Below are 26,450 nucleotides of genomic sequence, written 5' to 3' on the forward strand. Positions count from 1 at the left end.
TTCATGGCCCAAGAGCTCCGGCATCTGATCAGCGACGCGCCCCGCGTGATGGTGGTGGACGGGTCGAAGCTGGTCCGCAAGCTGATCGCCGATGTCCTGCAACGCGAGTTGCCGGGCGTGCAGGTGATCGGCTGCGCGAGCATCGCCGAGGCGCGTTCCGCGCTGGCGGCGGGCGAGGTGCACCTGGTCACCACTGCCCTGGCCCTGCCGGATGGCGATGGCCTGGAGATCGCGCGCAGCGTGCGCGAGGCCGCGGGCCAGGCGTACGTGCCGGTCATCGTGGTGTCCGGCGATGCCCAGCAGCATCTCGAAGAACGCCGGTTCACCGAATTCGTCACCGACTATTTCGACAAGGCGCTTGGCCACGAGGCGCTGGCGGCCTTCATCCGCGGCTACGTGCAGCCCGAACCGGTGGTGGGCGCCACGATCCTCTACATCGAAGACAGTCGCGTCGTCGCCGAGACCACGCGGCGCATGCTGGAACGGCAGTCGCTCAACGTGGTGCATGTGATGAAGGCGGAAGACGCGTTCGCGCTGCTCACCGCCGAGTCGCTGGGCCTGTCGACGCACAAGTTCGACCTGGTGCTGACCGACGTGATCCTGAAGGGCGAACTGAGCGGTCGCGACATCGTGCAGCGCATCCGCATCGACTTCGCCTACGGCAAGCGGCGCCTGCCGATCCTGGTGATGACCGGCGACAGCAATCGCGACAACCAGGCCGAGTTGCTGCAGGCCGGCGCCAACGACCTGGTGCTCAAGCCCATCGCCGAACGCCTGCTGGTGACCAAGGTGCTCTTCCAGCTGCGCCTGGCGCGCATGGACGAAACGCGCAGCCTGGTCTGAGCCACGCGACGCGCATGACCGACGACGACCGCATCAAGCTGGAACCTTCGTGGAAGGCGCGTATCGGCGACTGGCTGCAGCGGCCGGACATGCGCGACCTGTCGGCCTTTCTGCGCCAGCGCAAGTCGGCGGGTGCACGCATCTATCCGCCGGGGCCGCAGATCTTCGCGGCCTTCGATGCCACGCCGTTCGATGCCGTGAAGGTGGTGATCCTGGGGCAGGACCCGTACCACGGTCCGGGGCAGGCGCACGGGCTGTGTTTCTCGGTGCTGCCGGGCGTGCCGGTGCCGCCGTCGCTGATGAACATCTACAAGGAAATCAACGCCGACCTCGGCATCGCGCCGCCGGATCACGGCTGCCTGCTGCCTTGGGCGCGGCAGGGCGTGCTGCTGCTGAACGCCGTGCTGACGGTCGAGGAAGGACGTGCCGGCGCACACCAGGGCAAGGGATGGGAAGGCTTCACCGACCATGCCATCGAAACCCTGGCGCGCGAACGCGAGGGGCTGGTCTTCCTGCTGTGGGGCAGCTACGCGCAGGCCAAGGGCAAGGTCATCGACACGCGCCGTCACCGCGTACTGCGCGCACCGCACCCGTCGCCGTTGTCGGCGCACCGGGGCTTCCTGGGATGCGGGCATTTCTCCGCCACCAACCAGTACCTCGCGCAACGCGGACAGGCGCCCATCGACTGGCGGTTGCCGCCGCGGGAAAAGCTGGTCCTCTAGCGTGCGCCGTGCGCACGAACCATGATCCATCCATTTGGGGTGTTGTGGGAGCGACGTAAGTCGCGATGAGGCACTACTGGCGAATCATCGCGACTTACGTCGCTCCCACAGCCGAGAATCCTGGGTCCGGCGTCAGCGCGTACGGCGACGCTTCTGCGGCGGTGAGACGGGCGGGGGCGGGGTGACCGGGATGTTCTTGATCTCGCCCTGAAGCTCCTCCAGCATCGGCACCATCTTCTGCTGCACGGCGGTCAGGATGTTCTGCATCAGGGCCGGATTCTTGTCGAGCATGCGCTTGCCGGCGGCGCTCTCGTAGAACTTGGTGATGGCGCGCACGTCCTCGCGCGTGTAGGTCTTCTTGTAGACGTCCAGGTAGACCGGCCGCATCTCTTCCCACGACAGCGCCTTTCGCACGATCTCCCGGGTCTTGGCCTGGATGCGCGCGACCTCGGCCTTCTGCTCTTCCGTCATCGCCTGGCCGGCGAAATGCTTGTCGAACTCCTGCTGCTGCACCGCCTCCATTTGGGGCACCACGCCCGCGAGCAGGCTTTCTGCGCGGGAGGCCTTCAGCAGGCGATCGATGTCGGCATCGGAGGGCTCGGCCGCAAAGGCCGTACTTGCGCAGGCCAGGGCCACGGTGGCGAGAAGCAGCAGGGAAAGACGGCGGGCCGCGGTCAGCGAGGCAGCGATCATGCGATGCGGTGGCGTGGAACGGGGCCACAGGGTGCCTGTCGACGGGTAAAACTGCCGTTAACGGGCGGCGATCCCGCGGCAGCACGCTACGAACCGTCGCCCATCCTGACTACAATCCGCCGCATGGGGAGCACCGCACTCGAGATCACGCCGACACTGGCGATTCCGGACGACGAACTGGTCGAACGTTTCGTGCGGGCGAGCGGTGCCGGCGGACAGAACGTCAACAAGGTCGCCACGGCGGTGGAGCTGCGCTTCGACGTGGCGGGGTCGCCATCGCTGCCGGATGTGTTGCGGGAGCGCCTGCTGGCCAGGCGCGACCGCCGCCTGACCGACGAGGGCGTGCTGGTGATCGATGCGCAGCGCTTCCGCACGCAGGACCGCAACCGCCAGGACGCGCGCGAGCGCCTGGCGGCGATCATCGCCGCCGCGCTGGTGGTGCCGAAGACGCGTGTCGCCACCAAGCCGTCGCGTGCGGCGAAGGCGCGGCGGCTGGATGCCAAGCGCGAGCGCAGCCAGGTCAAGCGCGGCCGTTCGCAGAAGAACCAATGGGAGTAACCGTTTGAGCCACGACATCGTTCCGCGCATCCCGCCCAACATGCCGCAGGTGCCGCCCAACCGGTTCACCCGCTGGATGGGGCGTACGTTCCTGCGGATGTTCGGCTGGAAGATCGTGGGCACGCTGCCGGACATCCCCAAGCTGGTGATGATCGTCGCCCCGCATTCGTCCAACTGGGACGGCATCTGGGGCATGGCGGCGAAGATCGCCATGGGCTTCCAGGTGCGCGTGCTGGGCAAGGCGCAGCTGTTCTGGTGGCCGCTGTCGACGCTGTTGCGCAAGCTGGGCGTGGTACCGGTGGATCGCAGCTCGCCGCAGGGCACCGTCGAACAGGCGGTGCGGATGATCCGCCAGTCCGACCGGATGTGGTTCGCGCTGACGCCCGAAGGCACGCGCAAGCGCGTGGACAAGTGGAAGGGTGGGTTCCTGAAGATCGCGCAGCAGGCGCAGGTGCCGATCCTGATGGCCTATTTCCACTACCCCGACAAGGTCGTGGGCATCGGCGACGTGTATTACCCCACGGGCGACATGGAGACCGACATGGCCGCGATCCGCGCGTGGTACCAGCCGTGGCAGGGCAAGAATCGCGGGACGGTATGAGGCGCGCGGTGATGGGCCTGATCGCCGGCGTGTCGCACGCAAGACGCCAGGTCCAGGCCTGACCAGCCTTCAGCGGTTGAATGCCGCCGGGATGATGAAGCAACGTCGTCCCCGCGTGCGCTGGGATGGCGGGGTGAGGTGCCACGTCGGCTGCGTCGTCAGGGATTTCCACCTGCAAGTAAAAGGCCCACCTTGCGGTGGGCCTTTTCGCTGATGCGGCGGAACAGGCTTACAGCGCTTCGCCACCCAGTTTCCACGTGACCTGCAGGTAGTAGCTGCGGCCCATGGAATCGAACCACGAGGTGTCGTAGTACGGATAGTTCGCCCAGGTCGCATCCTTCGGCGGCATCTTGTCCATCAGGTTGTTGATGCTCAGCGACAGGCGCAGGTGGTCGGTGATGTCGTAGCGCGCGCCCGCGTTGAAACGCCAGGTGGAACCGGTCCAGGCATCGTTGTTGTAGTTCGCCACCCGTCCCAGGTAGTTGCCGAACAGGCTCACGCCCAGGTTGTCCCGATCCCAGCTGGCACCCAGGTTGCCCTTGTGGCGAGGCAGGGTGGTGGCGCTGAAGCTGAGGTCCAGCATGTCCTCTTCGGGGTCGCCGGGATACTGCTGGCGCGTGTGCGTGTCCGTCCACGTATAGGTGCCGGTGAAGCGGAAGTCACCGGCGCTGGCGGTCTGCAGCCGGTAGTTGGCGGTCAGGTCGACGCCCGTCGTCTCTTCGTTGGCGATGTTGATCGGTGCGAAGCGGACGCTGGTGATGTTGCCGTCCGCATCGCGGATGACGCGCGCGATGGCATCCACGCAGGTCGGCGAGTTGATGTCGACGGGGTCGCCGTTCTCGTTGGTGCCGAGGCGACAGTTGGCCTCGTCGATGCGCAGCTGCTCGCGGCTCTGGCTCTGCACCTGGTTCTCCACGCGGATCTTGTAGTAGTCCAGCGCCAGGTCGAAGTTGGCGAAGGGCGACCACACGATGCCCGCCGAGAACGACTTGCTGGTCTCGACATCCAGGTCCATGTTGCCGGTGTACACGTCGAACGTGTTGATGTCCCACGTGCCGTCGTCGTAGCAGTCGGCATCGCTGAAGGTGGGTTCATCTGTGCGGCACTGGTAGTAGTCGGTCGACAAGGTGCGGTAGTAGTCGTCGCCGGCGAACAGGTAGTGCATGTCGGGCGCACGGAAGCCGGTGCCGTAGGAGCCGCGCACCAGCAGTGTGTCGACGGGGCGCCATTCCAGGCCCGCGCTGTAGGTGAACTTGCCCGGGTTCTTGTCGCCGTACTCGTAGCGGTCGTAGCGGCCGGCCAGGCTGGCCTGCAGCGAGGACAGCAGCGGCAGGCGGAACTCGCCGGCCACGCTCCAGCGGTCGCGGTCGCCGCTGCCGTCGCCATAGCGCGGGCCGTAGTAGGCATCGGCGGTCAGGGCGAGCGGATCGGGGTTGATCTCGTACGACTGCTGGCCGTACTCGATCGCGCCCGCGAAGCCGACATCGCCGGCCGGCAGGGTGAACAGCGTCGGCGTATCGACAGTGAAGCTGAGGTTGTCGTTGTCGGCCTTGGGGCGGAACGTGGACATCGCGGCGATCGATGCGAACTCGGCCTGCGTCAGCGGCGTGAACAGGCGGTCCGGATCCGGACTGAAGATCGCATAGCCATCCGCGTCATAGCCCTGCTGTTCCCCCAGGAACAGGCGGTTGGCGGCCGCGGCCCGGATGCGGGGCATGCCCACGTCGGCCTTGTACTGCGAGTGGTTGTAGGCGGCTTCCCAGTTCCAGTTGTCGCCGAACGCGCCCTGCAGGCCCGTGGTCACCGCGAACGTCTTCTGGGTGGTGACGTTCATGCGGTTGCGCAGGCCGCCGATTTCCTCGGGCGTGAACTGGCGCGACCAGATTTCGTAGTGGCCGGTCACCGCGTTGTAGAAGATCTTGTCGTTGTTGTCGGTGGAGTTGGGGTCGTGGAACTCCCAGCCCATGACATCGCTGACCACGTCGTTGCCGTTGGTGCCGGTCAGCAGCCGCACTTCCTGGCGGCCGAGCTGGACATCGGCGAACCAGGACAGGCTGTCCGAGAAGCGGTATTCGAACGAACCGTACGCGGTGAAGCCCTTGCGCTCGTTCTGGATCGTGCGATACGCGATGGCGCGCTCGCTGCCGCAGTAAGGTTCGCCGAAGCGGTCTTCCGCCAGCACGGTGGTGCCGTCGTTCAGGCCCGCCATCGCTGCGCAATCGTCGTCGGGGGCGATGTTGACGTCGTCGTCCCAGTCGTAGCGCTGGGCGGTCAGGCGCGGCAGCTGGCGGCGGGTGGTCGGCGCGTCGAGGGTCGAATCCTGGTTCTTGCGCTCGTAGCCCCACAGCGGGCGCTTGTCGAGCAACTCCAGGCCGACGATGCCGCTGAAGGCATCGCGTTCGAAGCCGGACGTCACGGTCAGCCGGTGCGATTCGCCGCCGCCGCGCTCGGTGTTGCCGTAGCGGTAGTCGAGGATGGTGCCGTCGGTGGACTTCTTGAGGATGAAGTTGATGACGCCGGCCATGGCGTCGGAGCCGTAGACCGCCGATGCGCTGCCGGTCAGCACTTCGATGCGGTCGATCATGCCGAGCGGAATGTTGCCGATGTCGGTGAAGTTGCTGCGGCCGTTGAGCGGCAGCGGGAAGTCCGCCGTGCGGCGGCCGTTGATCAGCACCAGCGTGTGGTTGGGTCCCAACCCGCGCAGGTCGACCGCCTGTGCACCTGGCGTCGACTGGGCGCTGGTGGTGTTCTGCTGTCCCTGCACGCTGCCACTGTTCTGGCTGAGCGAGCGCAGCACGTCGGGCACGGAGGTGAAGCCGGCCGCCTGGATCTGTTCGGCGGTCACCACCGTGATCGGTGCCGGGCCTTCGATCTGCGCGCGCGGGATGCGCGAGCCGGTGACTTGCAGCGTTTCCAGCTGGGTCACGGGTTCTTCAGCCTGGGCGGCACCGCCCCCGGGAGGCGCCTCCTGGGGCGCGGGACGCGGCGCCGGTGCGCGCCGCGGCGTGGCGTCCGCCTGCACGATGAGCACGGCGCCGGACGCGTCGCGTCTCGCCTGGAAACCGCTGCCCTGCAGCAGGCGGTCGAGGGCCTGGTCGGTGGTGGCGGCGCCCTGCACCCCGCGGGTGCGCCGTCCCTTCAGCTGGTCGGCGCGATAGACCAGCTGCGTGCCCGACTGCTTGGCCAGCGTGTTGAGCGCCGTCGTCAGTTCGCCCGCAGGCAGGTCGATGCGGCCCGGGGCCGCCTGGGCCTGCGCAGCGAGCGCCACGCTACAGGCCGTACTCAACAACAGGACGCGCATCGGATACCGCATCGACTCTCTCCCCGGGGTGCTCGGTATGGCACCTATTGGCTATCAGGACGAACGAACCGCGCAAATCCCCCCATGACCTTCGTCGTGGCGCGGGCGACCTACCGCGTGTGCAGCACGATGCGGTCCGCATGCCGCTCCGCGCGCACCGGGAACCCCTGTTCCAGCAGGTGCGCGAACCCTTCGGCGTTGGACCAGCGGAAATTGCCGCCCACGCGCAGGTCGGCGACGGTGGCGTCGCCCAGCTCCAGCTTGCGCGTGTTGAACCGGTTGAATTCGGCGGCAGCCTCCGCCAGCGAGGTGTCATCGAAGGTCAGGAAGCCGTCGCGCCATTCCAGGTAGCGCTCGGCGTCGGCCAGCGGCAGCGACCGCACCAGCACGCCATTGCGGCCGGCCGTCGCCACGCTGCCGGCGGGCAGCAGCGACACCGGCTGCGCGCGGCCGTCGGGGCCGGCGCGGCTTTCCAGGCGTACCTTGCCCTCGGTGACCACCACGCGGATCTCGTCCGGATCGCGGCGCACGGAGAAGCGGGTGCCGACGGCGGCGACGCGGCGCCCATCCGTGTCCACCACGAACGGACGCCGGGTGTCGTGGGCCACGTCGAAGAACGCTTCGCCGCGCGCCAGCGCCAGGTGGCGCTCGCCCCGGCTGATGCGCACGTCCAGCCGGCTGTCGCTGCTCAGCGTCGCCGTGGAGCCGTCCGGGAGCGTGACCGTCCGGATCTCGCCTACGGTACTGGCATAGGTGGCCTGTTCGCGACCGGTCAGTTGCCAGCTGCCCCAGGCGAGCGAGCCCAGCGCCAGCACGGCCAGCGTCGCCGCCAGTCCCTGCTGCCAGCCACGTCGCCGCGCACCGCGGCGCGCGCGCGGCGCGAAGGTGACCTCGCTCAGGTCGGGTCGTGCATCCGGACGCGCGGGCGCCGACATCCTGCGCGGCGGCGTCACGCCCGCCGGCAGGCCGGCGGCGAGCGCCTGCAGGCGGCCGGTTTCCGCCCAGGCCGCCTGCAGCCGCAGGTAGGCGACCTTGTGGCGCGCCGATGCGGCAAGCCAGGCCTCCAGCGACTGTTGCTCGCCCGCCGTCCAGCCCTCCGCGTCGCGGCGCGCCAGCCAGTCGGCGGCCTGCTCTTCAATCTGTCTGCTGTCGGCCATGTCCGTCGTCCTCGTCCGTGACGGGCCGGGCACGTCGCCCCTCCAGCGCGGGCACGGCGTCGCCGCCGTACAGGTGGTCGGCGATCAGGCGCATCCCCTTGGCCAAATGCTTTTCCACGGTCTTCTCGCTGATGCCCAGTTGGCGGGCGACATCCTTCTGCGGCAGTTCCTCCACGCGCCGCAGCCACACCACTTCGCGGCAACGGTCGGGGAGCCGGTCCAGGGCCTCGACCACGCGCTTGAGCGCCTGGCGGGTCCCGGTCCACCGCTCGGGCGACACCTCGTCGATCAGGTAGACGTTCGAGGACTCGAAATCACCCACTGGCTCGATCGACACCACCCGGCTGCGACGCAGGCGGTCGGTCATCAGATGCCGTGCGGTCGCGAACAGGAATGCCTTCGGCGCGTCCGGACGCACGCGGCCCGCCGCTTCGTAGACGCGCGCGTAGACCTCCTGTCGAAGGTCGTGCCACTCGTCGCGGTGCGGCCAGCTGCGTTGCAGGAACAGCGCCAGCGCGCGCTCGTGGACGAGCACTTCGCGAACGAACCAGTCGTCGAATTCGGTGGGCATGGCCGCACTCTAGCCCAAGCACGAACGCTTCCGCATGGGGGAACGGTGCCCTCGGTTCGTCTCCCTACGTCATCGGCGCGTGGCATCCTGCCGCGACCTTCGACTCAGGGAGTACGGCATGGTGTCTGTCTTCGGCATGTTGCGGCGCGGCGCGGTCTGCGTGGTGGCGCTTGCCCTGTCACTGCCGGCGTTCGCCGCCACACCCGCGCATTACGTGCTGGGCGACACCGCGGCGAAAACGCCGGGAAAGGTACAGCCCGGGCTGCTGCTGATGGGCGGGGGCGACCGCAACTTCGATGCGATGCGCTGGTTCATGAAGAAGGCCGGCAACGGCCACATCGTCGTGCTGCGCGCCTCGCAGGCGGGCGAGATCGGCGAGGAGTTCTTCAACGAGGTCGGCGGCATCGCCTCGGTGGAGACCTGGGTCTTCAGCGACCGCGAAAGCGCGAGCGATCCGGCCGTACTGCGCAGCCTGAAGCGCGCCGACGGCATCTTTCTGGCCGGCGGCGACCAGTCGCGCTACGTGCGCTACTGGCGCGGCACGCCGGTAGGCGAGGCGCTGGATGCGCACGTGCGCGCCGGCAAGCCGCTGGGCGGCACCAGCGCCGGCCTGGCGATGCAGGGCGAATACCTGTACGGCGCGATGGACGGCGGCAGCCAGATCAGTCCGCGTGCGCTGGCCGATCCGCTCGGCCCGGACAACACGATCGAGACGGGCTTCCTGCAACTGGCGCTGCTGAAGGGCGTGCTCACCGACACGCACTTCAGCGAACGCAACCGGCTGGGCCGGCTGATCGCGTTCGTCGCCAAGGCCGAGTCGATGGCGGGTCGCCCGCTCCTGGGGCTGGGCGTGGATGAAGATGCCGCGGTCGCCGTGGAAGGCGACGGGACGGCGCGCGTGTACGCCACGACGCCCGGTGCGGGTGCGACGGTGGTGAAGGGCGGGTTCGCACAGAAGCAGGTCGAAGACGAACCGATGAACCTCGAGCGTGTCGACACCGTCATCGCCGGCGTCGATTCCGTGCTGCACCTGCCGAGTGGGCGCGTCGACAAGCCTGCCGCCGAGCGCCGCTACGCGGTGCGCAACGGCGTGCTGGCGGCGCTGGATTCGCCGCTGCTGGTGATCCACGGGGGTGCGGGCGTCGAGCGCGCCGGCATGACGCCGGCGGACGAGGATGCCGCACGCAAGGCGCTGGAAGCCGCACTGCGCGCCGGCCACGCGCAGCTGAAGGCCGGCAAGCCCGCGCTCGATGCTGTGACCGCGGCGATCACCGTGCTGGAGGATGCGCCGCAGTTCAACGCGGGCCGCGGCGCGGTGTTCACGCACGACGGAAAGAACGAACTGGATTCCTCCATCATGGACGGCGCCACCGGCAAGGCCGGCGCGGTCGCGGGCGTGCATCGCGTGAAGAATCCGATCACCCTGGCACGCGCGGTGATGGAGAAATCCCGGCACGTGATGATGGTCGGCGGCGGCGCCGAAGCGTTCGCGAAGGAGCAGGGCGTCACCCTGGTCGATCCGTCGTACTTCCGTACCGAGAAGCGCTGGCAGCAGCTGCAGGATGCGCTGAAGGAAGAGAAGCAGGCGCAGGCGAGCAACACGCCGCTGGAACTGCCTGGCAAGGCCTACTTCGGCACGGTCGGTGCGCTGGCGCTCGATGCGAAGGGGCAGCTGGCGGCGGGTACGTCGACCGGCGGCATGACCAACAAGCGCTACGGCCGCGTGGGCGACTCGCCGATCATCGGCGCCGGTACCTGGGCCGATGACCGTTGTGCGTTCTCCGGTACCGGTTGGGGCGAGTACTACATCCGCGCATCCGCCGCGCACGAGGTCTGCGCGCGCGTGCGCCTGGCCGGCTACGGCATCGCACGCGCCGCCGAGGGCGTGATTAACCGCGACATTCCGAAAGCCGGCGGCGACGGCGGCGCCATCGCGCTGGGCGCCGACGGCAGCATGGCGTTCCCCTTCAATACCGAGGGCATGTACCGCGGCTGGATCGGGACCGACGGCGTGCCGCACGTGGCGATCTACAAGGAAGACGCGCTGCCCGCGCGTTGAGCCGCGATGGGGCTATGCTCCTTCCCTCGACGGGGAAGGGGCAGGGATATGAAAGGCAGTGTCGCAGTGGGGTTGCTGGCCGTGTCGTTCACGCTGACGGCCGGCGAGAAGGCAGCGGAGCCGGTCAGGTTCTACGCCAATGCGCGCGTCGTCCTGGACGAACAGGGCGTGCCGCAGCAGGTGCAGGCGAACGAGAAGCTGCCGGCCGTGGTGCGTGGCGTCATCGAGGAGCGCGTGCTGCGCTGGCGTTTCGAGCCGGCGCGGGTGGGCGGTGTCGCCAAGACCGGCGTGACCCATGTCTTCATGGATGCCTGCGCCGTGCCGCTGCCCGATGGCGGCATGCGCATGGCGCTGGACTACCGTTCCAATGGCCCGGCTCTCGCGCAGGGCGCTCTTTTTGCAGCACCGCCGCGGTATCCGGTGGATGCGGCACGTATGGCACGCGAAGGTAGGTTTCGCGTGGTGATCAATGTCGGCCAGGACGGTACCGCGACGGTTGGCAGCATCGATCCGTTGGAGGGCTCGCTGAAGCCGTTCGAGAAGACGTTGCGCGACTGGGTGGCCGCGATGCGGTACGTGCCCGAGCAGGTCGATGGGGTACCGATCGCCACCCAGCTGGCGATCCCGGTGGATTTCGCCATGGGCGGCGGCATGGGCATGCGGCGCGCGGAGCGGGCGGAAAAGGAACAGGCTGCGCAGTCGCCCGAGTGCAGGGCCGCCTCCGCCGGCGGCACGGACCCGCAGCGTCCGGTGGTCCTGGATTCCCCGTTCAAACCCCGGGAGACCGGCTGATCCGGCCGGACGGGCTGCAACGGCGGGATGTCGCCGTGGCCACCGGCCTGTCCGGGGAGGGTCCGCCATTCCGGAACAGTGTGACGTGGATCGCAAATGTGAATTCCGTAAGCTAAGATACGGATCACATTTGCAGTCCGCCCCTCCTTGCCTGGACGGCGTCTTGGGTCGGCGTGCCAGCAGGGGCAGGCGGGAAAGTCGGTGAGTCGGACGAACCCGGGGAACGCCTCTTCCACAGAAGCGTCAGGGGATCCGTCCATCGATGTCGTACCGCGCCAGTGATGTGCTGCGCCCGCAGGGCGCGCGTTCCGTCCGTCCGTCTTCCCGTCCTTGTTCCGATGCCGCGACGTCGCGCCGCGGGCTGCGCCGTGCCCTCCAGGCCGGACTGCTGCTGGCCACGCTGCTGGCGGCCGGCTCGGCGCTGGCGTTGATCACCGGGGTGTGGACGCTCAACGGCGCGACCTCGGCGACCACCACCCTCGACGGCATCACCGTGACCTGGACCGGCACGTCCGACCAGGCCTATGCCAACGGGACGTTCAACACCACCAATGCGAGCCGCTGGAGCGATCCCTACGGCGAGACGGTCGCCGGTGGCCGCTCGCTGACGCTGCTCCACGAAACGGCCAGCCGCACGTACACGATCACCTTCAGCAAGCCGGTGGACAACCCGGTGCTGCATGTCGATCGTCTCGGCGGCGCACTGGGCAACGATCCGAACAGTTCGCGCTGGACGCTCAGCAATTCGGTGGCCCAGGGCGGTGCGGTGTCGCTGACGCGGCTCAGCGGCAATACGCAGTTCCAGGTATCCGGCAGCACGTTTGTGCGTTCGACCGGCACAGCCTTCTCCGGCACCGCGAATGCCGAGTGTCTTTCGGGCAACGCGGCCACCGTCGCCAGCGGTACCGCCTGCGGTTCCGTGCGCTTCAACGGCACCGGCATCACCAGCCTGACCTTCACCACCACCCAGGTCGGCCCGGCGGGCGGCGACGAAGTGGAGCTGCGCTGGAGCTTCCAGGGCAGCAACGTCATCGTGCGAAAGCAATCGGTCGGCGGCACCGGCACCTTCGGCATCACCGCCAGCAACGCACTGGCGCAGGCGTTCAACCTGGTGACGACCGCGCAGAACACGCCCGTGTCGTCCACGACTTACCCGGTGACGAACCACGCCGGCGCGATCACGCTGACCGAGACCACGGTCCCGACGGGCTACGCGCTGACGGGCGCCACCTGTACGGACCAGAACAACGCCGCCGTCACCGCGACCGTCAACACGGCCGCGCGCCAGGTCACGATCGCCGCGGGCGACTACCGCGCCAACCAGACCCTCACCTGCACGCTGACCAACAGTGCGACCGCGACGCTCGCGTTGGCCAAGACGTGGATCGACGCCGCGATCAACGACACCGCGACGCTGTCCGCGACCGGCGGCGCCAATGCCGCATCGCTGGCCTCCACCGCGAACAGCGCTGCCGAGACCGACACCGGCTCCGCCGTGCAGGTCGTGCCGGGCAACGTCATCACGCTGGCCGAAACCCTGGCGGCCGGCAACGCACGCACGTATACCGCCAGTGCCTGGACCTGCTCGGGTGGCAACCTCAGCGGCAACACGTTGACGCTGACCGCCGCGCACGCGGGCCAGGCCATCGTCTGCACGATCACCAACCGGGCGCGCGTGACGGATGTGTCGGTGGTGAAGTCGAGCGCGTCCGCCACCGCCACCAGTGGACAGGTGACCAACTTCACCGTGGTCGTGTCGAACGCGGGTCCCACCGCGGCCGATGGCGCGGTGGTCAGCGATACGCCGGGCGCAGGCCTGAGCTGTCCGGTATCCGGCAGCCCGATCAGCTGCGTCGCCAGCGGTGGCGCGGCGTGTCCGGGGGCGGCGGCGTTGCCGACGCTGGTCAGTGGCGGCGTGGCCGTGCCGACTTTGCCATCGGGCGGCACCGTGACCTTCACCGTGCCCTGCCAGGTCACGGCCAGCGGACTCTGATTCCCGGCGAGCTTCCCAAGCGCGGGGCGAATCTCCATGATGCGGCTCCGTTCTTCGCCCCACTGATGCAATGAGCCGTACCGCCTGGCTGTGGGTGGTGGTGCTGTCGACCGCCATCGCGCTGGCCGCGACCTTCCTGGTCACGCCGCGTTTTCCCGTTCCCGTCCCCGAGGCCGGCCCGCCGGTCACGCCGTTCGGCTGGACCGGCCAGCTGTCGCTGGCGGCCGGTGACGGCGTGCGTGGCGCGAGCGACGGGCTGGGTGCGAACGCGCGCTTCGACGATCCCTGGGGCATCGTCGTGATGGAAGACGGCACGCGCTATGTCGCCGATGCCGGCGACAACAACCGCATCCGCCGCATCGCGCGCGATGGCAGCGTGGCGACGCTGGCCGGGGGGCGCGAGGGGTTCATCGACGGCGCCGGCACCGTGGCGGCCTTCCATACGCCGTCCGCGCTGGCGCGCGATGCGCAGGGCAATCTCTACGTGGCCGATACCGGCAACCACGCCATCCGCAAGGTCACGCCGCAGGGCGTGGTGACGACGTTGGCCGGCACGGGCGAGCCGGGCTTCCGCGACGGCGCGGCGATGCAGGCGCAGTTCAACGGACCCATCGGGGTCGCGGTGGATGGCAGCGGTCGCGTCTATGTCGCCGACACCTACAACGACCGCATCCGCCTGATCTCCCCGGACGGCGTGGTCACCACGCTGGCCGGCGGCGATGCGCCCGGTTTCGTGGATGGCACCGGCGGCGAAGCGCGCTTCGACACGCCGACCGGCATCGCCGTGGATGCCACCGGCGTTGCGTGGGTCGCGGACCTGCGCAACGACGCCATCCGCAGGATCGGGCCGCAGGGCGGGGTCAGCACCTTGCCGCTGCAGCCGGACCTGCCGACGCAGGCAGGCCCGCGCAGGCCGTTGTCGCTGGCGCTCACGCACGATGGCCATCTGTATGTCGGCGAACTGTTCACCGGTCGGGTGATGCAGGTGATGCGCGATGGGCGTTGGCACGTGTTGGCCGGCCATCTGCCGGGGCAACGGCTGTCGCGCACGGCGGGGCTGGCGGTGGATGCGCGTGGCGATGTGCACGTCACCGATGCGGGTGCCCATCGGGTGCATCGCATCGCGCCGCTGGCGTCCGGCGTCGCGCCTGCCCCCGCGACCGTCGGTCCGTCGGCGGAGGATCCACTGCCCGTCACCGCAGGTCGCTGGCCCCTGCAGCCGCAGGACCAGTGGCATGAGGTAGTCGGCACGCTCGGCGAAGTCCGGGGCGACTACAGCGGGGAAAGTCGCCACCACCTGCACGGCGGTCTCGACATCCGCGGCGACGTCGGCGCCACCGTTCTCGCCATCGCCGACGGCAAGGTCAGCAGTCCATCCGCCGCCTGGAACTTCGATGGCCTGAGCGAAGGACTCGGTCTTGGCCCGCTCGACTACATCCACATGCGCGTCGGCCGCACGCCGCGCGGAGAGCTGCTGGATCCGGCGCGCTTCCAGCTGCTCCACGACCTCAGTGGCGCGCCCAGCCGCATCCGCGTGCGACGCGGCACGCGCTTCGCCGCGGGCGACCCGCTGGGCACGGTCAACCGCATGGCGCACGTGCACCTGTCGATCGGCCCTTCGGGCTACGAGCGCAACGCGATCGCGCTCGGCTTCACCGGGTTCACCGACACCTATCCGCCGCGCATCGACGACGTCGCGCTGTTCGACACGCTGGACCAGCCGATCGACCAGCGCGCGGACGGACGCGTGCTGGTGCCCCGGGACCTGCAGGGCGTGCGCATCGTCGTGGAGGCCTGGGACCAGGTGGACCGCAACCTGCCGCGCCGTCGCCTCGGCGTGCATGCCTTGGGCTACCAGCTGCTGCACGACGACGGCACGCCCGTCGCGGGGTTCGAAGCGCCGCGCATGACGCTCGATTTCCTCCGGTTGCCGTCCGACGATGCGGTGCAGGTGGCGTACGCACCGGGAAGCGGCATCACCGTGCATGGCAGTGCGGTCACCCGGTTCCGATACAGCGTCACCAATACCGTCCGCGACGGCCACTGGGCCGAAGGCGCATGGCGGGCCGGCGAACTCTCGCCCGGCGACTACACGCTCAGGATCACCGCCCGCGACTACAGCGGCAACGAGGCACAGGGTCGCCGCGACCTGAAGTTGCGGCTCCCGTAGCGGGAAACCGCGCCCGTGAGTGTTCCGGAGCATCGTGTCGATCCGCGCCCTGGCGGTTCGTCGTTCTCCTGAAAGCGGCCGGAGTGTCCGGTCCGCACGATCGGGAGGGTGCAATGCGCGTCATGGTCATCGTGAAGGCCAGTGCCGATTCGGAAGCCGGCCGGATGCCGGATACCGAATTGCTCACGGAGATGGGCAGGTTCAACGAGGCGCTGGTCAAGGCCGGCATCATGCTGGCCGGCGAGGGATTGCATCCCAGCTCGCGGGGTGTACGCGTGCGCTTCGACGGCAGGCAGCGCACGGTCGTCGACGGACCCTTCGGCGAAACGAAGGAACTGGTAGCCGGCTTCTGGCTTTGGCAGGTCCGCAGCCTCGACGAAGCCATCGAGTGGATCAAGCGCGCGCCGTTCGATGGCGGCGCGGAGATCGAACTGCGGCCGGTGTTCGACGCCGACGATTTCGGCGATGCGCTGACGCCGGAGCTGCGCGAGCAGGAAGCACGGCTCGCCGCGCAGATCTCGCCAGACCATCAACCGTGAGTGGACTTTCATGAGCACCCAGATCTTCGTCAACCTGCCGGTCCGCGACCTGGACAAGTCCAAGGCCTTCTTCGCCGCGCTAGGCCATGCGACCAATCCGCAATTCACCGACGAGAACGCGGCCTGCGTCGTCATCAGCGACACCATCTACGTCATGCTGCTGGTGGAGCCGTTCTTCCAGGGCTTCACGCGCAAGGCGATCTGCGACGCGCGCACGCATACGGAAGTGATCCTCTGCCTGTCCGCCGACAACCGTGCGGCCGTCGACGCCATGGTCGGCAAGGCCCTCGCCGCCGGCGGCACCGAACCGATGGAAGCCAAGGATTACGGCTTCATGTACCAACGCAGCTTCCAGGATCCCGATGGCCACCTGTGGGAGGTCGTGCACATGGACGAAGGCGCCATGCCGGCGGATTGATGTACATGAATGTAGGCGGCCAGACGCCCGGAACCGGCTGCGAAAGCTTGCATGCGTCGTGCATCTGTCGTAAATGATGAAGCGACGCATGAGGCGAGAGGTGCATGAATGCAGGGCAGGAAGCCGACACTCCCCGGACCTTCTTCGCGCCACGCGCGATCGCTGGCGCTGATATCGGCGATGATCGTCTCAACCGCAGGATGCCAGAGCATGGCCATGACGCAGGAATCAGCTCTTGAGGAAAGGAAGGCCGGCGACACGGCTGCGTCGGCATGGCCATTGAAGTTTTTCCAGCACAACTTCGGCGCGCACTGCTTCGATACCATCGGGTGCAAGATCGTGTACAGCGGTTTCGTCCACGGCGTCGACCGTGACGACGAGGTAAGCCCTCCCATCTCTTCGTATCGTGCGAGTCACGAAAAGCTTCTCAGCGCTGGGCACATCGCCCGGCGCAATTTTCCGGCACCAGCGAAAGTGCAATGGCGCTCCAAGGACGGCGTGCCGCATGAGGCCGAGGTCGATATCGGCGAGATCTTCAAGGACCGCATCGTGTTGCACAACGTGCCGCGCGAGGAGATCCATGGAGACCTGGGTGATCCGGACATCATCCTCGAAGTCAACGATCGCACCATCAATGTCTACATGCGCGCCTTCGTGCCGACGAAGACACTGCAGGTGCCGGGCAACAAGTACAGCGGCTTCCGCGACGATCTCGTCCTGGCCTGGACGAGAACCTACTGACGCACCTCCAGGGAGTGGAGCATGGGTGGCGAACGGCATCCCGATGGTGTAAGCACGGTACCGGCGACGGCATCGGATCTGGCGACATTCCCGGACGCCAGCAGGCAACTCGCGAGCTTCTCGGCGCCGTTGCTCCGCGACGGCGATGCGCCGGATCACCGGCTGTTCGTCGCTGCCTTCGACGGCACCGGCAACAGCATGTACAAGGATGCGCCGGAGAACCACACCAACGTGGCGCGCATCGCGAAACAGCTCGAGCAGTCGAAGGATCCGACGATCGGCTTTGGGTACGTCGAAGGTCCCGGTACGCAGGGTGGACTGGGTGGTGTCATCGACCAGGCCACCGGCGGTACCTATGAACCCCGCATGGAGGAAATGTATTTCCAGTTCATCCAGCAGGCTTCGGCGTGGTTGCGCGACAATCCCGACGCCGACATCCGCATTGCCGCCATCGGATTCAGCCGTGGTGCCGAGCAGGCGGCGGGCTTCACGCGCCTGGTGGAGGAGCGGGGTATCCAGGATCCGAGAGGCATGGACGTCGTGCGCGACCACAACGGCCGCATCGAAAGGCTGGAGCCGACCCGCCCCAATCTGCGCGAACCCGGCACCGTCATCCAGGCCGTCGGCCTGTTCGATCCGGTCGGTACGGGCGAGCCGCGCGATCACGACCGCCGTCTGCCGCCCTCTGTGGTGTCGGGCTTCCAGATCACCGCCGACGACGAGCGGCGCAACCTGTTCCAGTCCACGCGCGTGATGGATCCGGGCGTGACCGATGGGGGACGCTTCCTCAATGTCACCGTCGCGGGCGCGCACAGCGACATCGGCGGCGGGTACACCCAGGACGGCATCGGCGTCCGCAGCGGCAACCTGATGATCGACTACCTCAATGCGCTGAGCGACAGGCCCTACCTGGCCAAGCGCGAGGAACCGATGGATCCCGCGCGCAACGTCATCCATCGGTCCGAGGAGCACCAGTTCTTCTACCGCACCTCGATCTACGACAGGGCCGGCGTGCGCGGGATGCAGGAAGAACTCGCGCCGGCGCCGCTGTGCAGGATCGACTGCCTGGACGCGCAACCGCGCAACGAGGCGATGGCCTCGACGCTGGCGTGGCGGCCGGTCGCCATCGGCGCGGTACCCGCGGAACCCGTCCGTGACGGCCGCATGGTCGAGCAACTGCTCGACGCGGCAGGCCGGGGCGATGGCGGAGCGATCGAACGCCTAGCGCGCGAGCAGTTGCACGGAGAGACGGGACAGGCGTGGTTGCGGTCTGGGCAGCAGCGCCTGCACGAATTGCCGCCCACCCTGACTGCGCCGGCAGAACCACAGCGCGAGCCTGCCGCGCTAGCGCGCTGAGACATGCTTGTCGCTTCCTGTCGCCCTGCGGTCTAATCCGCCCGGGGAAAACGATGCCACGGGAGGCATCCATGGAACGGGTAGCAAGGAGTGTGGGCATCCTGCTGGGATGCCTGTTTGCGCCATGGGCGCACGCGCAGGTGGACCTGGAGCCGTTCCTTAAGCAGGACGTGCTGGAAACCCTGAAGATCTCGCCCACCGGCGAGTACTACGCGCTGACGGTGCCGCTGGAGGACCAGACCATCCTCGCGGTGCAGCGGCGCAGCGACCGTCAGATCACCGCCAAGATCAGCGCCGGCGCGGACAGTGTGATCGACGACGTCTGGTGGGTGAGCGACGACCGCGTCGTCGTGTCGGTGGCGAAGAAGTACGGTTCGCGCGACCAGCCCTACGCCACCGGCGAGCTGTATGCGACGAACGTGGACGGCTCCGTGCGTCGGCAGATCTTTGCGCGCTATGGCCTGGACGGAAACGAGGTCCAGCCGCGCGCGGCCGAGCTGGTCGATCCGATGCCGAATGATCCGCGCAAGGTGCTGATCAGCATGTACGCGCTCGACACGTCCATGCCGAACACGCGGTTGATGAGCCTGGATGCCTACAACGGCAGCCTGGACACGCTCGCCACCGCCCCGGTGCGCCGTGCCGACTTCGTCGTCGATGCGACGGGCGAGGTCCGCTTCGCGCTCGGGGCCGGCGAAGACAACGCCAGCAAGCTTTATCACCGCCCCAGTGGCGGTACCCCGTGGGCGCTGGTCAACGACGAGAACGCGACGCGGCGTGTCGAGGTGCCGCTGGGTTTCGCGCCCGATGGCCGCACGGCCTACCTGCAGGTCGAGCAGCGCGAAGGGCCGGACGCGATCGTGGCCCTGGATACGGAGACCGGCGAGCGCACGCAGGTGCTGCGCGATGCAGTGGTGGATCCCTACCGGATCATCCGCGCACCGGGCGGGCGCACGCCCGTGGGCAGCTTCTTCATGCACGACCGGCTCCGCACGGTGTTCTTCGACGAAAAATCGGAGACTGCGCGCCTGTATCGCAAGCTGGAGCGATCGTTTCCTGGACATTCGATCCTGATTACATCCGGCACGCGCGACGGCAAGTTGAAGATCGTCCATATCTGGAACGACACCAGTCCCGGCGATTTCTATCTGTTCGACACGCAGACCAATGCTGCCGATCTGATCTTCAGCAGGCGCAAATGGTTGGATCCAGCGACGCTGTCGCCCAGCGAATCAGTGGCGTTGAAAGCGCGGGACGGTCTTCCGCTGCATGGTTACCTGACGCGTCCGCGCGGTAGCCAGGGGCCGCTGCCGCTGGTGGTGATGCCGCATGGGGGGCCGATCGGCATCTTCGACCGCTGGGAGATCGACGACGAGGCGCAGATGCTGGCGCGCGCCGGGTACGCGGTGCTACGCCTCAATTTCCGCGGCTCGGGCAATTACGGGCGCGCGCACATGCAGGCCGGTGCGCGCGAGTGGGGCGGCGCGATGCAGGACGACCTGACCGACGCAACGCGCTGGGCGATCGAGCAGAAGATCGCGGACCCGCAGCGGATCTGCCTGTATGGGGCGAGCTATGGCGGCTATGCGGCCCTGATGGGCGTGGCCAAGGAGCCGGCGATGTACCGCTGCGCGGCCGGCTATGTCGGCGTGTACGACCTGGAGCTGATGCACCGGCAGAAATCGCGCAATGCCAAATGGGTCGGCAACTACATGAACGACTGGGTGGGTGACGATCGCACCGCGCTGGCCGACATTTCGCCCACTTCGCTGGCAGCGAAGATCAGGGTGCCGGTGTTCCTGGCGGCGGGCGGGAAGGACGAGATCGCGCCGCAGGCGCACACCGAGCGCATGGAGAAGGCGCTGAAGGCCGTGGGCGTGCCGGTGGAGACGCTGTACGTGCGCACCGAAGGCCACGGCTTCTATGCCGAAGCCAACCGACGCACCTACTACACCAGGTTGCTGGACTTCCTGTCGCGCCACCTGGGCGGCGCGAAGGCGAAGTAGCCGGGGATCAGGCGCCGACGCGCCTGCGTACCGCCTCGAAATCGCGCACCGGCCGCACCTCGATGCTGCCGGTGCCGATCCACGGGAATTCCTGCGCGATGCGTACCGCCTCGTCCAGGCTGTCGGCCTCGATCAGGTTATAGCCGCCGAGGATCTCCTTCGTTTCGGCGAAGGGGCCGTCGACGACGTGCGTCTTGCCGTTGCGCACGCGCACGGTACGCGCGGTGCTGCCATGCTCGAGCTGCTGGGAGTCGATCAACGTACCCTCGGCCTTCAGTTCGTCGGCGTGGGTGATGCAGCCGCGCATCATGCGGTCGAACGCGCCCTCGGGCAGCGCATCCAGCAGCTGGTCATCCGTGTAGATCATCAACAGGAACTTCATGCGCCCTCCCGGCGTGCCGTGCAGGACGGGATTGTGCCACGCGGGCATGACAGAGCCGTTCAGGCGCGGGCAGTGCCCGGATCACTCGCCCGCAGGCGATCTATACCACGCTTCCACGGTGCCCTTGACCTTCATCGTCATCGGGTTGCCGCGGCGGTCCTTCGACTTGCCGACCGGCACGCGGACCCAGCCTTCGCTGATGCAGTACTCCTCCACGTTGTCGCGCTCCACGCCGTTGAAGCGGATGCCGACGCCGCGGTCCATCGCCTCGGCGTTGTAGAAGGGGCTGCGCGGGTCGGAAGCCAGGTGGTCGGGAGGCGTGTCGGACATGGAAGGCGTCGCGTGGTCGTCGGGGGCGCAAGGATAACCGAAGCGCCCGCCTCACCAGGCCACGCGGTTGCGGCTGCAGACAAGCGTGGCCTGCAGCGTCAGCCGCCCGCGGCGCGGAGCGGTGTCCAGCCGGACGCCATGCGGCACCGCAGGGGCGCGGAATACGTCGGCATCGTGCATCACCAGGCGGTTCCAGCGTGCCGGTACCGTGACCGCGTGCGCGAAGCAGGCGATCGTGGACGCGTGCGGATGGCCCGCTGCCACGCCATGGCGTTGGGAGAACGCGTCCGGCGACAGGGCATCGGCGTCGTGTTCGATCTCCGCCACCTGCTTCGGCGACACGAGGGGCAGGAAGAAATGCGTCCCGCCCAGCGTGGCGTCCCGGAACAGGAACAGCTCTGCGGCGACGAGGCGCTGGTCGGGTTCGGGCCAACGCTCGCGACGCGGCAGCCAGTGCGAAGGCGGCAATGCGTCGCCTGCCAGGGTCAACAGCGAAAGACGGCTGGTGCTGCGCAGGATGCGTCGCACGCCGAGCGCGTGGCGGGCATGGTCGCGCAGTACGTCATGCAGCAAGCCGGTGAAGTCGTCCGGCATGCGCAGTCGGAGACCCGGAAACACGTCGGGCGAAGCGGGGTGGAAGTCTTCCCGGTAGGCGTCCGCAAAGGCGGGCAGGCGTTCCGGCGACAGCAGGGCGTCGTCGAGGACGACGCAGATGCGACCCTGCCCCAGCGGAACCTGCGTCACCGAGGGACGTGGGTTGAACATGGCACGGTCTCCCGCGGGCGCCGGCATGCGGGCCGGCGGCGCCACGATAGACCTTCGCGGTGGTGGAGACAAAAGAACGCCGGGGCGGCCCACCACGACCGCCCCGGCGTGTGCTGCCGTCGAGGAATTACGGCATCAGCACCTTGTCGACCACGTGGATCACGCCGTTGCTGGCCTTCAGGTCGGCGGTGGTGACCTTGACGGTGTTGCCCTTGGCATCGGTCAGGGTGACGCCGCCATCGACTACCTGCGCCTTCAGTTCACCGCCCTGCACGGTCTTCAACGTGGCGGTACCACCGCTGGCCTGGATCTGCTGCGTCAGCGTGGCGGCGTCCACCATGCCGGGCACCACGTGGTAGGTCAGCACGGCGGTCAGGTCGGCCTTGCTCTCCGGCTTCAGCAGCGTGTCGACGGTGCCGGCGGGCAGCGCTTCGAAGGCGGCGTTGGTGGGTGCGAACACCGTGAACGGGCCTGCGCCCTTCAGCGTATCGACCAGGCCCGCGGCCTGCACCGCACTGACCAGCGTGGTGTGGTCCGGCGAACCGATGGCGGTATCCACCACGTCCTTCTGCTCGACGGCCGGTGCGGCGGCATCGGCGGGTGCCGGATCGCTGGCTTCGGCCACCGGCATCGGGGCGGCGCCGGCGTCGGCTTCGGCTTCGGCGGTCTTCGGCGAGCACGCAGCAGCGGTGAAGGCGGCGAGCAGGGCGACGGAAAGGACGGTACGGTTCATGGGTATCTCCTGGGTGGATGAGGGTGTGGTTGTTGCGCTTGCGGACTCATGTACGCCACGGCCTCACGCGCGGATGCATCACGTGGCCTTAATATTCAGCCAACCTTGACATCGCCCGCGCCGCGCAGCGCGACGTCATGCACCCACACGAAGACGCCCCATGACCCAGCCCGACCACGAATTCGATCCCGACGACAACTTCCGCCACGCCTTCGACGACGAAGACGACAGGGATCTGGACGACACCGAGGCACTGGTCTGGAACCTGCTGGTGCTGATCAATCCCGGCGATGAGGAAACCGCACTGCGGCAGTTCGCGGCCTATCGCGATGCGAGCGGCGAAGACGGCGTCGAGCCGGACCAGGTGCTGTGGACGCTGAAGGACGCCATCGACTGGACGTCGGGCTTCTACGTGGACTGGAAGGACACGGAGTCCTTCATCGACTGCGTCAACCAGCTGGCCGCGCGCTATGCCGTCGAGATCGACTGGGGGGGCGATACCAGCGACGAGGATTTCCTCGACGGGACCGACGTTCCCGCCTTGATGGCCACGGCCTACGACCGCCTGCGCGAGCATGGCTACACGCTGTGGAACTGGAACACGGGGGGCGACGCCTACGCCGGATGGATGGCGCTGCGTCGCGACGACGACGGCATGCAGCAGCTGGCCGCGGTGATGGGCGTGGAGATCCGGCCGGGCAGCGACGCGTTCTGACCGCGACCGCGCGATGGCGCGCACGCTAGACTCGCGTCGTCGCCTCCGTTCCGGGATCGTCCGTCATGCGCGTGCTGCTCGCCTGCCTTGCCTGCCTGGTGCTGTCGGTGGCGAATGCCGCGAAGGCGCAGGACGTCACCACGCTGCTGTCGCCTTCCAAGCCGAAGGCGCCCGAAGCGATCGCGCTGGCCGACATCCCCGGTCGTGCCGATGCCGACGAGCGCTACGCGGAGGAAGTGTCGCTGCGCGCGGCGCGCGCCGATCCGCTCGGCCGACTTGTGCCGCGGCTGACGACCATCGAGAAGTCGGTGGCTGAGAAGAACGGCCTGTTCGCCTACGGGGAACTGCGCACGCTGCCCGTGCTGCGGCTGGAAAGCATGGAGCGCCACTGGAAGTTCGATGCGCGCCAGTACGCGCGCTGGCGCGGCGACATGCAGGCTTCGGTGGCACCGTATGCGCAGGATGCGGCGGAGCTGGCGCTGCGCCGCGCCGACTGGGAACTCACCCGGCAGGGCATGGCCGCGGACGGCACGCCGGATGCGCTGCGCTCGCGCGTGGAAGGCGTGTCCGCGCGGCTGCAGGCGGCCGAGCAGGCGCTGTCCACGCCGCTGGCGGGGCAGATCCGGCTGGGGCAACGCGCCAACCTGCTCGCCGCACGCATCCAGGCCGGCCAGCAGGCGGTGGACGATGCCATCGCCTACGCCGACCGGCGCCTGTTCCGCCTGGATGCGTCGCCCTTGTGGCAGGTGCAGGACCGCACGGTCCTGCGGCAGGACGTGGCCGACAGCCTGAAGCGTGAGGTCCAGCAGGAGAACAGCTTCGTCGCCCAGTACACCGCGGCGGATGTCGGCAACCAGCGGTTGCTGCATCTGCTGCAGTTGATGTTGCTGCCGGCGCTGCTGTGGATCGCGTGGCGGCATCGGCGCCGCCGCCTGGATCCGACGGCGGCGCTGGCGACGGACGCGGAGTCGCGCGTGGTGGGACGTCCGTTCTCCACCTGGTTGCTGCTGTCCATGATCGGCGTGCTGGTGTTCGAACCGAACGCGCCGCTGTTCCTGCACCAGCTGGCGATGCTGGTCGCGCTGGTGCCGGTGTTGCGGCTGATGCCGCAGCAAGGCCGTCGCCTGCTGGGACCGTGGCCCTACCTGGCGACCGCGTTCTACCTGCTGCAGCATTTGGCTGTCTTGCTGATGGCCAGCGATTACCTGTACCGGCTGTACTACCTGGTGCTCTCCCTGCTGGCGCTCGCGGCCACCGGCTGGCTGCTGTGGCGTTCGCGCGGCGAGCGCTACGCCGGCGTGGCCGGTCGTGCCGGACAGCTGGTCCACGGCCTGGCCTGGGGCGGCGTCGCGATCCTGTCGACGGCGATCGTCGCGAACGTCGTGGGCAACGTGTCGCTGGCGGAAATGCTGACGGCCGGCATCATCGAGAGCGGCTACTTCGCGCTGGTCCTGTATGCGGCGGTGACGGTGCTGGAAGCCTTGTTGCGCCGGCTGGGCGCGCGCCCCGAAGTGCGTCGGCTGTGGTTGATGCGCCGGCATGGCGGCCACCTGCTCGACACGCTCGCGCGGTGGGCGCGCGTCGCGGCGGTGATCGGCTGGATCGTCTACACGATGATCCGCTTCCGCATCTTCCGGCCGGTGTACGACGTCGCCAGGGCCATCGTCACGCACCGCTTCGAGTACGGCGAACTCTCGCTAAGCCTGGGCCACGTGCTGGTGTTCTGCATCGGCGTGGTGTTGGCGGTCTGGGTGGCGCGCACGCTGCGCGCGCTGCTGCGCGAAGAAGTCCTGCCGCGGATGTCGCTGCCGCGCGGCGTGGACAACAGCATCGCCTCGCTCAGCTACTACGTGCTGCTGTTGCTGGGACTGCTGGCCGCGCTGTCCGCCGCGGGCTTCAAGATCGGGCAACTGGCCTTCATGTTCGGCGCACTCGGGGTGGGGATCGGCCTGGGCCTGCAGGACGTGGTGAAGAACTTCGTCTCCGGCCTGATCCTGATGTTCGAGCGTCCGGTGAAACCCGGCGATGCGGTCGACATCAGCGGTACCGCCGGCCGTGTGCGCGCCATCGGCATGCGCGCCACCACCGTGCGCACGTTCGAAGGCGCCGACGTCATCGTGCCGAACGGCATGCTGCTGTCCGACAAGGTGACCAACTGGACGCTGATGGACCAGAACCGCCGCGTCGATGTTGACGTGGGGGTGGCCTACGGCAGCGACGTGACGCGGGTGATGCAGCTGCTGCAGGAGACCACGCGGGCGACGCCCGGCATCGCCGACGACCCCGCGCCTGCCGTGCTGTTCACCGGCTTTGGCGCCAGTTCGCTGGACTTCGCCATCCGTGCATGGAGTCGCCGCTACGACGACTGGTCCACGATCCGCAGCGACCTGATGATGCGGCTGCACGCCGCACTCGGCGCAGCGGGCATCGAGATCCCCTTCCCGCAGCAGGACCTGCATGTGCGCACCGTGCCGGACGACTTGGTGCGCTCGCTGGCGCGGCCTGCTTCGCTGCCGCAGGGAGACACCGATGGCGGCGCCTGAGCCGGAGGTCGCGATCCGCGCGCTGGGTCCCTCCGACCTGGGGCTGATGCGGGACATGCTGCGGATATTCGGCCGTGAGTTCGACGACATGCCGACCTACACCGCTGCCCCGCCGGATGACGCTTACCTGGGCCGCCTTCTCGCGCGCGACACGTTCATCGCGGTGGCGGCGGTGCAGGGCGATGAGGTGGTCGGCGGGCTGGCCGCCTACGTGTTGCCCAAGTTCGAGCAGGCGCGCAGCGAGGTCTACCTCTATGACCTTGCCGTGGCGGATGCGTACCGCCGCCGCGGCATCGCGACCGCGCTGATCGCCGAGTTGCGAAGGATCGCCGCCGCGCAGGACGCGTGGGTGGTGTTCGTGCAGGCGGACTACGGCGACGACCCTGCGGTGGCGCTGTATACCAAGCTGGGCACGCGCGAGGACGTGATGCACTTCGACATCGCGGTGGACTGAGTCGGGTC

At 68.3% G+C, this 26,450-nt stretch carries 24 protein-coding genes and 1 pseudogene; 17 read left to right on the top strand and 8 right to left on the bottom strand.

What is annotated here, in order from left to right; translation table 11 throughout:
* The first annotated feature begins 3 nt into the window (after window positions 1–3).
* Together Q0907_RS13425 and ung are read left to right on the top strand one after the other, a co-directional pair.
* Window positions 4–843 carry a response regulator gene (locus Q0907_RS13425; protein ID WP_296278928.1) on the top strand — a complete coding sequence of 280 codons (840 nt, stop codon included), beginning with the start codon at window positions 4–6 and terminating at the stop codon, window positions 841–843.
* A gap of 14 nt (window positions 844–857) precedes the next feature.
* A complete protein-coding gene (gene ung, locus Q0907_RS13430; protein WP_296278929.1) occupies window positions 858–1,565 on the top strand; it encodes a uracil-DNA glycosylase in 708 nt (235 codons plus the stop codon).
* A gap of 132 nt (window positions 1,566–1,697) precedes the next feature.
* Here the strand turns inward: ung and Q0907_RS13435 are convergent, their stop codons facing one another.
* On the bottom strand, window positions 1,698–2,258 hold the full coding sequence (locus Q0907_RS13435; RefSeq protein WP_299345606.1) for a DUF2059 domain-containing protein: 561 nt from the start codon (window positions 2,256–2,258) through the stop codon (window positions 1,698–1,700).
* Between the two features lie 123 nt (window positions 2,259–2,381).
* Here Q0907_RS13435 and arfB point away from each other — a divergent pair, with 123 nt between their 5' ends.
* Both arfB and Q0907_RS13445 read left to right on the top strand, forming a co-directional pair.
* A complete protein-coding gene (arfB, locus tag Q0907_RS13440; protein ID WP_296278931.1) occupies window positions 2,382–2,816 on the top strand; it encodes an alternative ribosome rescue aminoacyl-tRNA hydrolase ArfB in 435 nt (144 codons plus the stop codon).
* 40 nt (window positions 2,817–2,856) lie between these two features.
* Complete coding sequence (locus Q0907_RS13445) at window positions 2,857–3,417, top strand: lysophospholipid acyltransferase family protein (protein ID WP_299345961.1); 561 nt, start codon at window positions 2,857–2,859, stop codon at window positions 3,415–3,417.
* Between the two features lie 229 nt (window positions 3,418–3,646).
* On the opposite strand, the gene Q0907_RS13450 is transcribed toward Q0907_RS13445, so the two are convergent.
* The 3 genes from Q0907_RS13450 to Q0907_RS13460 all read right to left on the bottom strand — a co-directional run bounded on the left by Q0907_RS13450 (window position 3,647) and on the right by Q0907_RS13460 (window position 8,446).
* The gene (locus tag Q0907_RS13450; protein ID WP_299345609.1) at window positions 3,647–6,730 is read right to left on the bottom strand and encodes a TonB-dependent receptor; all 3,084 of its coding nucleotides are present in this window, start codon (window positions 6,728–6,730) and stop codon (window positions 3,647–3,649) included.
* Window positions 6,731–6,828: 98 nt separating this feature from the next.
* Entirely contained in the window at window positions 6,829–7,875 is a 1,047-nt protein-coding gene (locus Q0907_RS13455) for a FecR domain-containing protein (RefSeq protein WP_299345612.1), read from the bottom strand.
* Entirely contained in the window at window positions 7,853–8,446 is a 594-nt protein-coding gene (locus tag Q0907_RS13460) for a sigma-70 family RNA polymerase sigma factor (protein ID WP_296278934.1), read from the bottom strand. The genes Q0907_RS13455 and Q0907_RS13460 overlap by 23 nt, the downstream gene beginning before the upstream one ends.
* 313 nt (window positions 8,447–8,759) lie before the next feature.
* Here Q0907_RS13460 and Q0907_RS13465 point away from each other — a divergent pair.
* From Q0907_RS13465 to Q0907_RS13510, 10 genes and pseudogenes are all read left to right on the top strand, one after another.
* Window positions 8,760–9,326, top strand: a pseudogene (locus Q0907_RS13465) (cyanophycinase); the annotation flags it as partial.
* 198 nt (window positions 9,327–9,524) lie between these two features.
* A complete protein-coding gene (locus Q0907_RS13470) occupies window positions 9,525–10,505 on the top strand; it encodes an isoaspartyl peptidase/L-asparaginase (RefSeq protein WP_299345962.1) in 981 nt (326 codons plus the stop codon).
* Between the two features lie 48 nt (window positions 10,506–10,553).
* Window positions 10,554–11,297, top strand: a complete 744-nt coding sequence (locus Q0907_RS13475; RefSeq protein ID WP_299345616.1) for an energy transducer TonB — start codon at window positions 10,554–10,556, stop codon at window positions 11,295–11,297.
* A 262-nt stretch (window positions 11,298–11,559) separates the two neighbouring features.
* Window positions 11,560–13,290 carry a hypothetical protein gene (locus Q0907_RS13480; protein WP_299345619.1) on the top strand — a complete coding sequence of 577 codons (1,731 nt, stop codon included), beginning with the start codon at window positions 11,560–11,562 and terminating at the stop codon, window positions 13,288–13,290.
* A gap of 70 nt (window positions 13,291–13,360) precedes the next feature.
* On the top strand, window positions 13,361–15,460 hold the full coding sequence (locus Q0907_RS13485; protein WP_299345622.1) for a gluconolaconase: 2,100 nt from the start codon (window positions 13,361–13,363) through the stop codon (window positions 15,458–15,460).
* 113 nt (window positions 15,461–15,573) lie between these two features.
* Window positions 15,574–15,999 (top strand): YciI family protein, encoded by a 426-nt coding sequence (locus Q0907_RS13490; RefSeq protein ID WP_296278938.1) that lies wholly within the window; start codon window positions 15,574–15,576, stop codon window positions 15,997–15,999.
* Between the two features lie 10 nt (window positions 16,000–16,009).
* Entirely contained in the window at window positions 16,010–16,417 is a 408-nt protein-coding gene (locus Q0907_RS13495) for a VOC family protein (RefSeq protein ID WP_299345624.1), read from the top strand.
* A 210-nt stretch (window positions 16,418–16,627) separates the two neighbouring features.
* Window positions 16,628–17,158 carry a hypothetical protein gene (locus tag Q0907_RS13500; RefSeq protein WP_299345627.1) on the top strand — a complete coding sequence of 177 codons (531 nt, stop codon included), beginning with the start codon at window positions 16,628–16,630 and terminating at the stop codon, window positions 17,156–17,158.
* A gap of 21 nt (window positions 17,159–17,179) precedes the next feature.
* Window positions 17,180–18,514: a DUF2235 domain-containing protein gene (locus Q0907_RS13505; RefSeq protein ID WP_299345629.1), complete on the top strand. Its 1,335-nt coding sequence runs from the start codon at window positions 17,180–17,182 to the stop codon at window positions 18,512–18,514.
* Window positions 18,515–18,585: 71 nt separating this feature from the next.
* Window positions 18,586–20,520 carry a S9 family peptidase gene (locus Q0907_RS13510; RefSeq protein WP_299345631.1) on the top strand — a complete coding sequence of 645 codons (1,935 nt, stop codon included), beginning with the start codon at window positions 18,586–18,588 and terminating at the stop codon, window positions 20,518–20,520.
* A gap of 7 nt (window positions 20,521–20,527) precedes the next feature.
* On the opposite strand, the gene Q0907_RS13515 is transcribed toward Q0907_RS13510, so the two are convergent.
* The 4 genes from Q0907_RS13515 to Q0907_RS13530 all read right to left on the bottom strand — a co-directional run bounded on the left by Q0907_RS13515 (window position 20,528) and on the right by Q0907_RS13530 (window position 22,628).
* Window positions 20,528–20,902 carry a YciI family protein gene (locus Q0907_RS13515; RefSeq protein WP_299345633.1) on the bottom strand — a complete coding sequence of 125 codons (375 nt, stop codon included), beginning with the start codon at window positions 20,900–20,902 and terminating at the stop codon, window positions 20,528–20,530.
* Between the two features lie 81 nt (window positions 20,903–20,983).
* Window positions 20,984–21,232: a DUF3297 family protein gene (locus Q0907_RS13520; protein ID WP_296278944.1), complete on the bottom strand. Its 249-nt coding sequence runs from the start codon at window positions 21,230–21,232 to the stop codon at window positions 20,984–20,986.
* 51 nt (window positions 21,233–21,283) lie between these two features.
* Window positions 21,284–21,997, bottom strand: a complete 714-nt coding sequence (locus tag Q0907_RS13525) for a DUF6445 family protein (RefSeq protein ID WP_299345635.1) — start codon at window positions 21,995–21,997, stop codon at window positions 21,284–21,286.
* A 127-nt stretch (window positions 21,998–22,124) separates the two neighbouring features.
* Complete coding sequence (locus Q0907_RS13530) at window positions 22,125–22,628, bottom strand: fasciclin domain-containing protein (protein WP_296279000.1); 504 nt, start codon at window positions 22,626–22,628, stop codon at window positions 22,125–22,127.
* 262 nt (window positions 22,629–22,890) lie between these two features.
* On the opposite strand from Q0907_RS13530, the gene Q0907_RS13535 reads away from it, so the two are divergent.
* The 3 genes from Q0907_RS13535 to Q0907_RS13545 all read left to right on the top strand — a co-directional run bounded on the left by Q0907_RS13535 (window position 22,891) and on the right by Q0907_RS13545 (window position 26,442).
* Window positions 22,891–23,445 carry a hypothetical protein gene (locus tag Q0907_RS13535; RefSeq protein ID WP_299345637.1) on the top strand — a complete coding sequence of 185 codons (555 nt, stop codon included), beginning with the start codon at window positions 22,891–22,893 and terminating at the stop codon, window positions 23,443–23,445.
* Between the two features lie 65 nt (window positions 23,446–23,510).
* Complete coding sequence (locus Q0907_RS13540; protein WP_299345639.1) at window positions 23,511–25,988, top strand: mechanosensitive ion channel domain-containing protein; 2,478 nt, start codon at window positions 23,511–23,513, stop codon at window positions 25,986–25,988.
* The gene (locus Q0907_RS13545; RefSeq protein WP_299345641.1) at window positions 25,975–26,442 is read left to right on the top strand and encodes an AAC(3)-I family aminoglycoside N-acetyltransferase; all 468 of its coding nucleotides are present in this window, start codon (window positions 25,975–25,977) and stop codon (window positions 26,440–26,442) included. Before Q0907_RS13540 ends, Q0907_RS13545 begins: the two co-directional genes overlap by 14 nt.
* Window positions 26,443–26,450: the final 8 nt, after the last annotated feature.

This window comes from uncultured Pseudoxanthomonas sp., from assembly GCF_947498795.1.
GTDB lineage: Bacteria > Pseudomonadota > Gammaproteobacteria > Xanthomonadales > Xanthomonadaceae > Pseudoxanthomonas_A.

What these genes read in the sequence shown, in the direction of transcription:
- Q0907_RS13460 (WP_296278934.1), bottom strand. Translation starts at nt 8,446, where the DNA reads ATGCCCACCGAATTCGACGACTGGTTCGTTCGCGAAGTGCTCGTCCAC.
- Q0907_RS13500 (WP_299345627.1), top strand. Translation starts at nt 16,628, where the DNA reads ATGGCCATGACGCAGGAATCAGCTCTTGAGGAAAGGAAGGCCGGCGAC.
- Q0907_RS13480 (WP_299345619.1), top strand. Translation starts at nt 11,560, where the DNA reads ATGTCGTACCGCGCCAGTGATGTGCTGCGCCCGCAGGGCGCGCGTTCC.
- Q0907_RS13490 (WP_296278938.1), top strand. Translation starts at nt 15,574, where the DNA reads ATGCGCGTCATGGTCATCGTGAAGGCCAGTGCCGATTCGGAAGCCGGC.
- Q0907_RS13520 (WP_296278944.1), bottom strand. Translation starts at nt 21,232, where the DNA reads ATGTCCGACACGCCTCCCGACCACCTGGCTTCCGACCCGCGCAGCCCC.
- Q0907_RS13525 (WP_299345635.1), bottom strand. Translation starts at nt 21,997, where the DNA reads ATGTTCAACCCACGTCCCTCGGTGACGCAGGTTCCGCTGGGGCAGGGT.
- Q0907_RS13425 (WP_296278928.1), top strand. Translation starts at nt 4, where the DNA reads ATGGCCCAAGAGCTCCGGCATCTGATCAGCGACGCGCCCCGCGTGATG.
- Q0907_RS13505 (WP_299345629.1), top strand. Translation starts at nt 17,180, where the DNA reads ATGGGTGGCGAACGGCATCCCGATGGTGTAAGCACGGTACCGGCGACG.
- Q0907_RS13435 (WP_299345606.1), bottom strand. Translation starts at nt 2,258, where the DNA reads ATGATCGCTGCCTCGCTGACCGCGGCCCGCCGTCTTTCCCTGCTGCTT.
- Q0907_RS13455 (WP_299345612.1), bottom strand. Translation starts at nt 7,875, where the DNA reads ATGGCCGACAGCAGACAGATTGAAGAGCAGGCCGCCGACTGGCTGGCG.
- Q0907_RS13510 (WP_299345631.1), top strand. Translation starts at nt 18,586, where the DNA reads ATGGAACGGGTAGCAAGGAGTGTGGGCATCCTGCTGGGATGCCTGTTT.
- arfB (WP_296278931.1), top strand. Translation starts at nt 2,382, where the DNA reads ATGGGGAGCACCGCACTCGAGATCACGCCGACACTGGCGATTCCGGAC.
- Q0907_RS13485 (WP_299345622.1), top strand. Translation starts at nt 13,361, where the DNA reads ATGAGCCGTACCGCCTGGCTGTGGGTGGTGGTGCTGTCGACCGCCATC.
- Q0907_RS13530 (WP_296279000.1), bottom strand. Translation starts at nt 22,628, where the DNA reads ATGCCGGTGGCCGAAGCCAGCGATCCGGCACCCGCCGATGCCGCCGCA.
- Q0907_RS13540 (WP_299345639.1), top strand. Translation starts at nt 23,511, where the DNA reads ATGCGCGTGCTGCTCGCCTGCCTTGCCTGCCTGGTGCTGTCGGTGGCG.
- Q0907_RS13450 (WP_299345609.1), bottom strand. Translation starts at nt 6,730, where the DNA reads ATGCGGTATCCGATGCGCGTCCTGTTGTTGAGTACGGCCTGTAGCGTG.
- Q0907_RS13545 (WP_299345641.1), top strand. Translation starts at nt 25,975, where the DNA reads ATGGCGGCGCCTGAGCCGGAGGTCGCGATCCGCGCGCTGGGTCCCTCC.
- Q0907_RS13445 (WP_299345961.1), top strand. Translation starts at nt 2,857, where the DNA reads ATGCCGCAGGTGCCGCCCAACCGGTTCACCCGCTGGATGGGGCGTACG.
- Q0907_RS13475 (WP_299345616.1), top strand. Translation starts at nt 10,554, where the DNA reads ATGAAAGGCAGTGTCGCAGTGGGGTTGCTGGCCGTGTCGTTCACGCTG.
- ung (WP_296278929.1), top strand. Translation starts at nt 858, where the DNA reads ATGACCGACGACGACCGCATCAAGCTGGAACCTTCGTGGAAGGCGCGT.
- Q0907_RS13515 (WP_299345633.1), bottom strand. Translation starts at nt 20,902, where the DNA reads ATGAAGTTCCTGTTGATGATCTACACGGATGACCAGCTGCTGGATGCG.
- Q0907_RS13535 (WP_299345637.1), top strand. Translation starts at nt 22,891, where the DNA reads ATGACCCAGCCCGACCACGAATTCGATCCCGACGACAACTTCCGCCAC.
- Q0907_RS13495 (WP_299345624.1), top strand. Translation starts at nt 16,010, where the DNA reads ATGAGCACCCAGATCTTCGTCAACCTGCCGGTCCGCGACCTGGACAAG.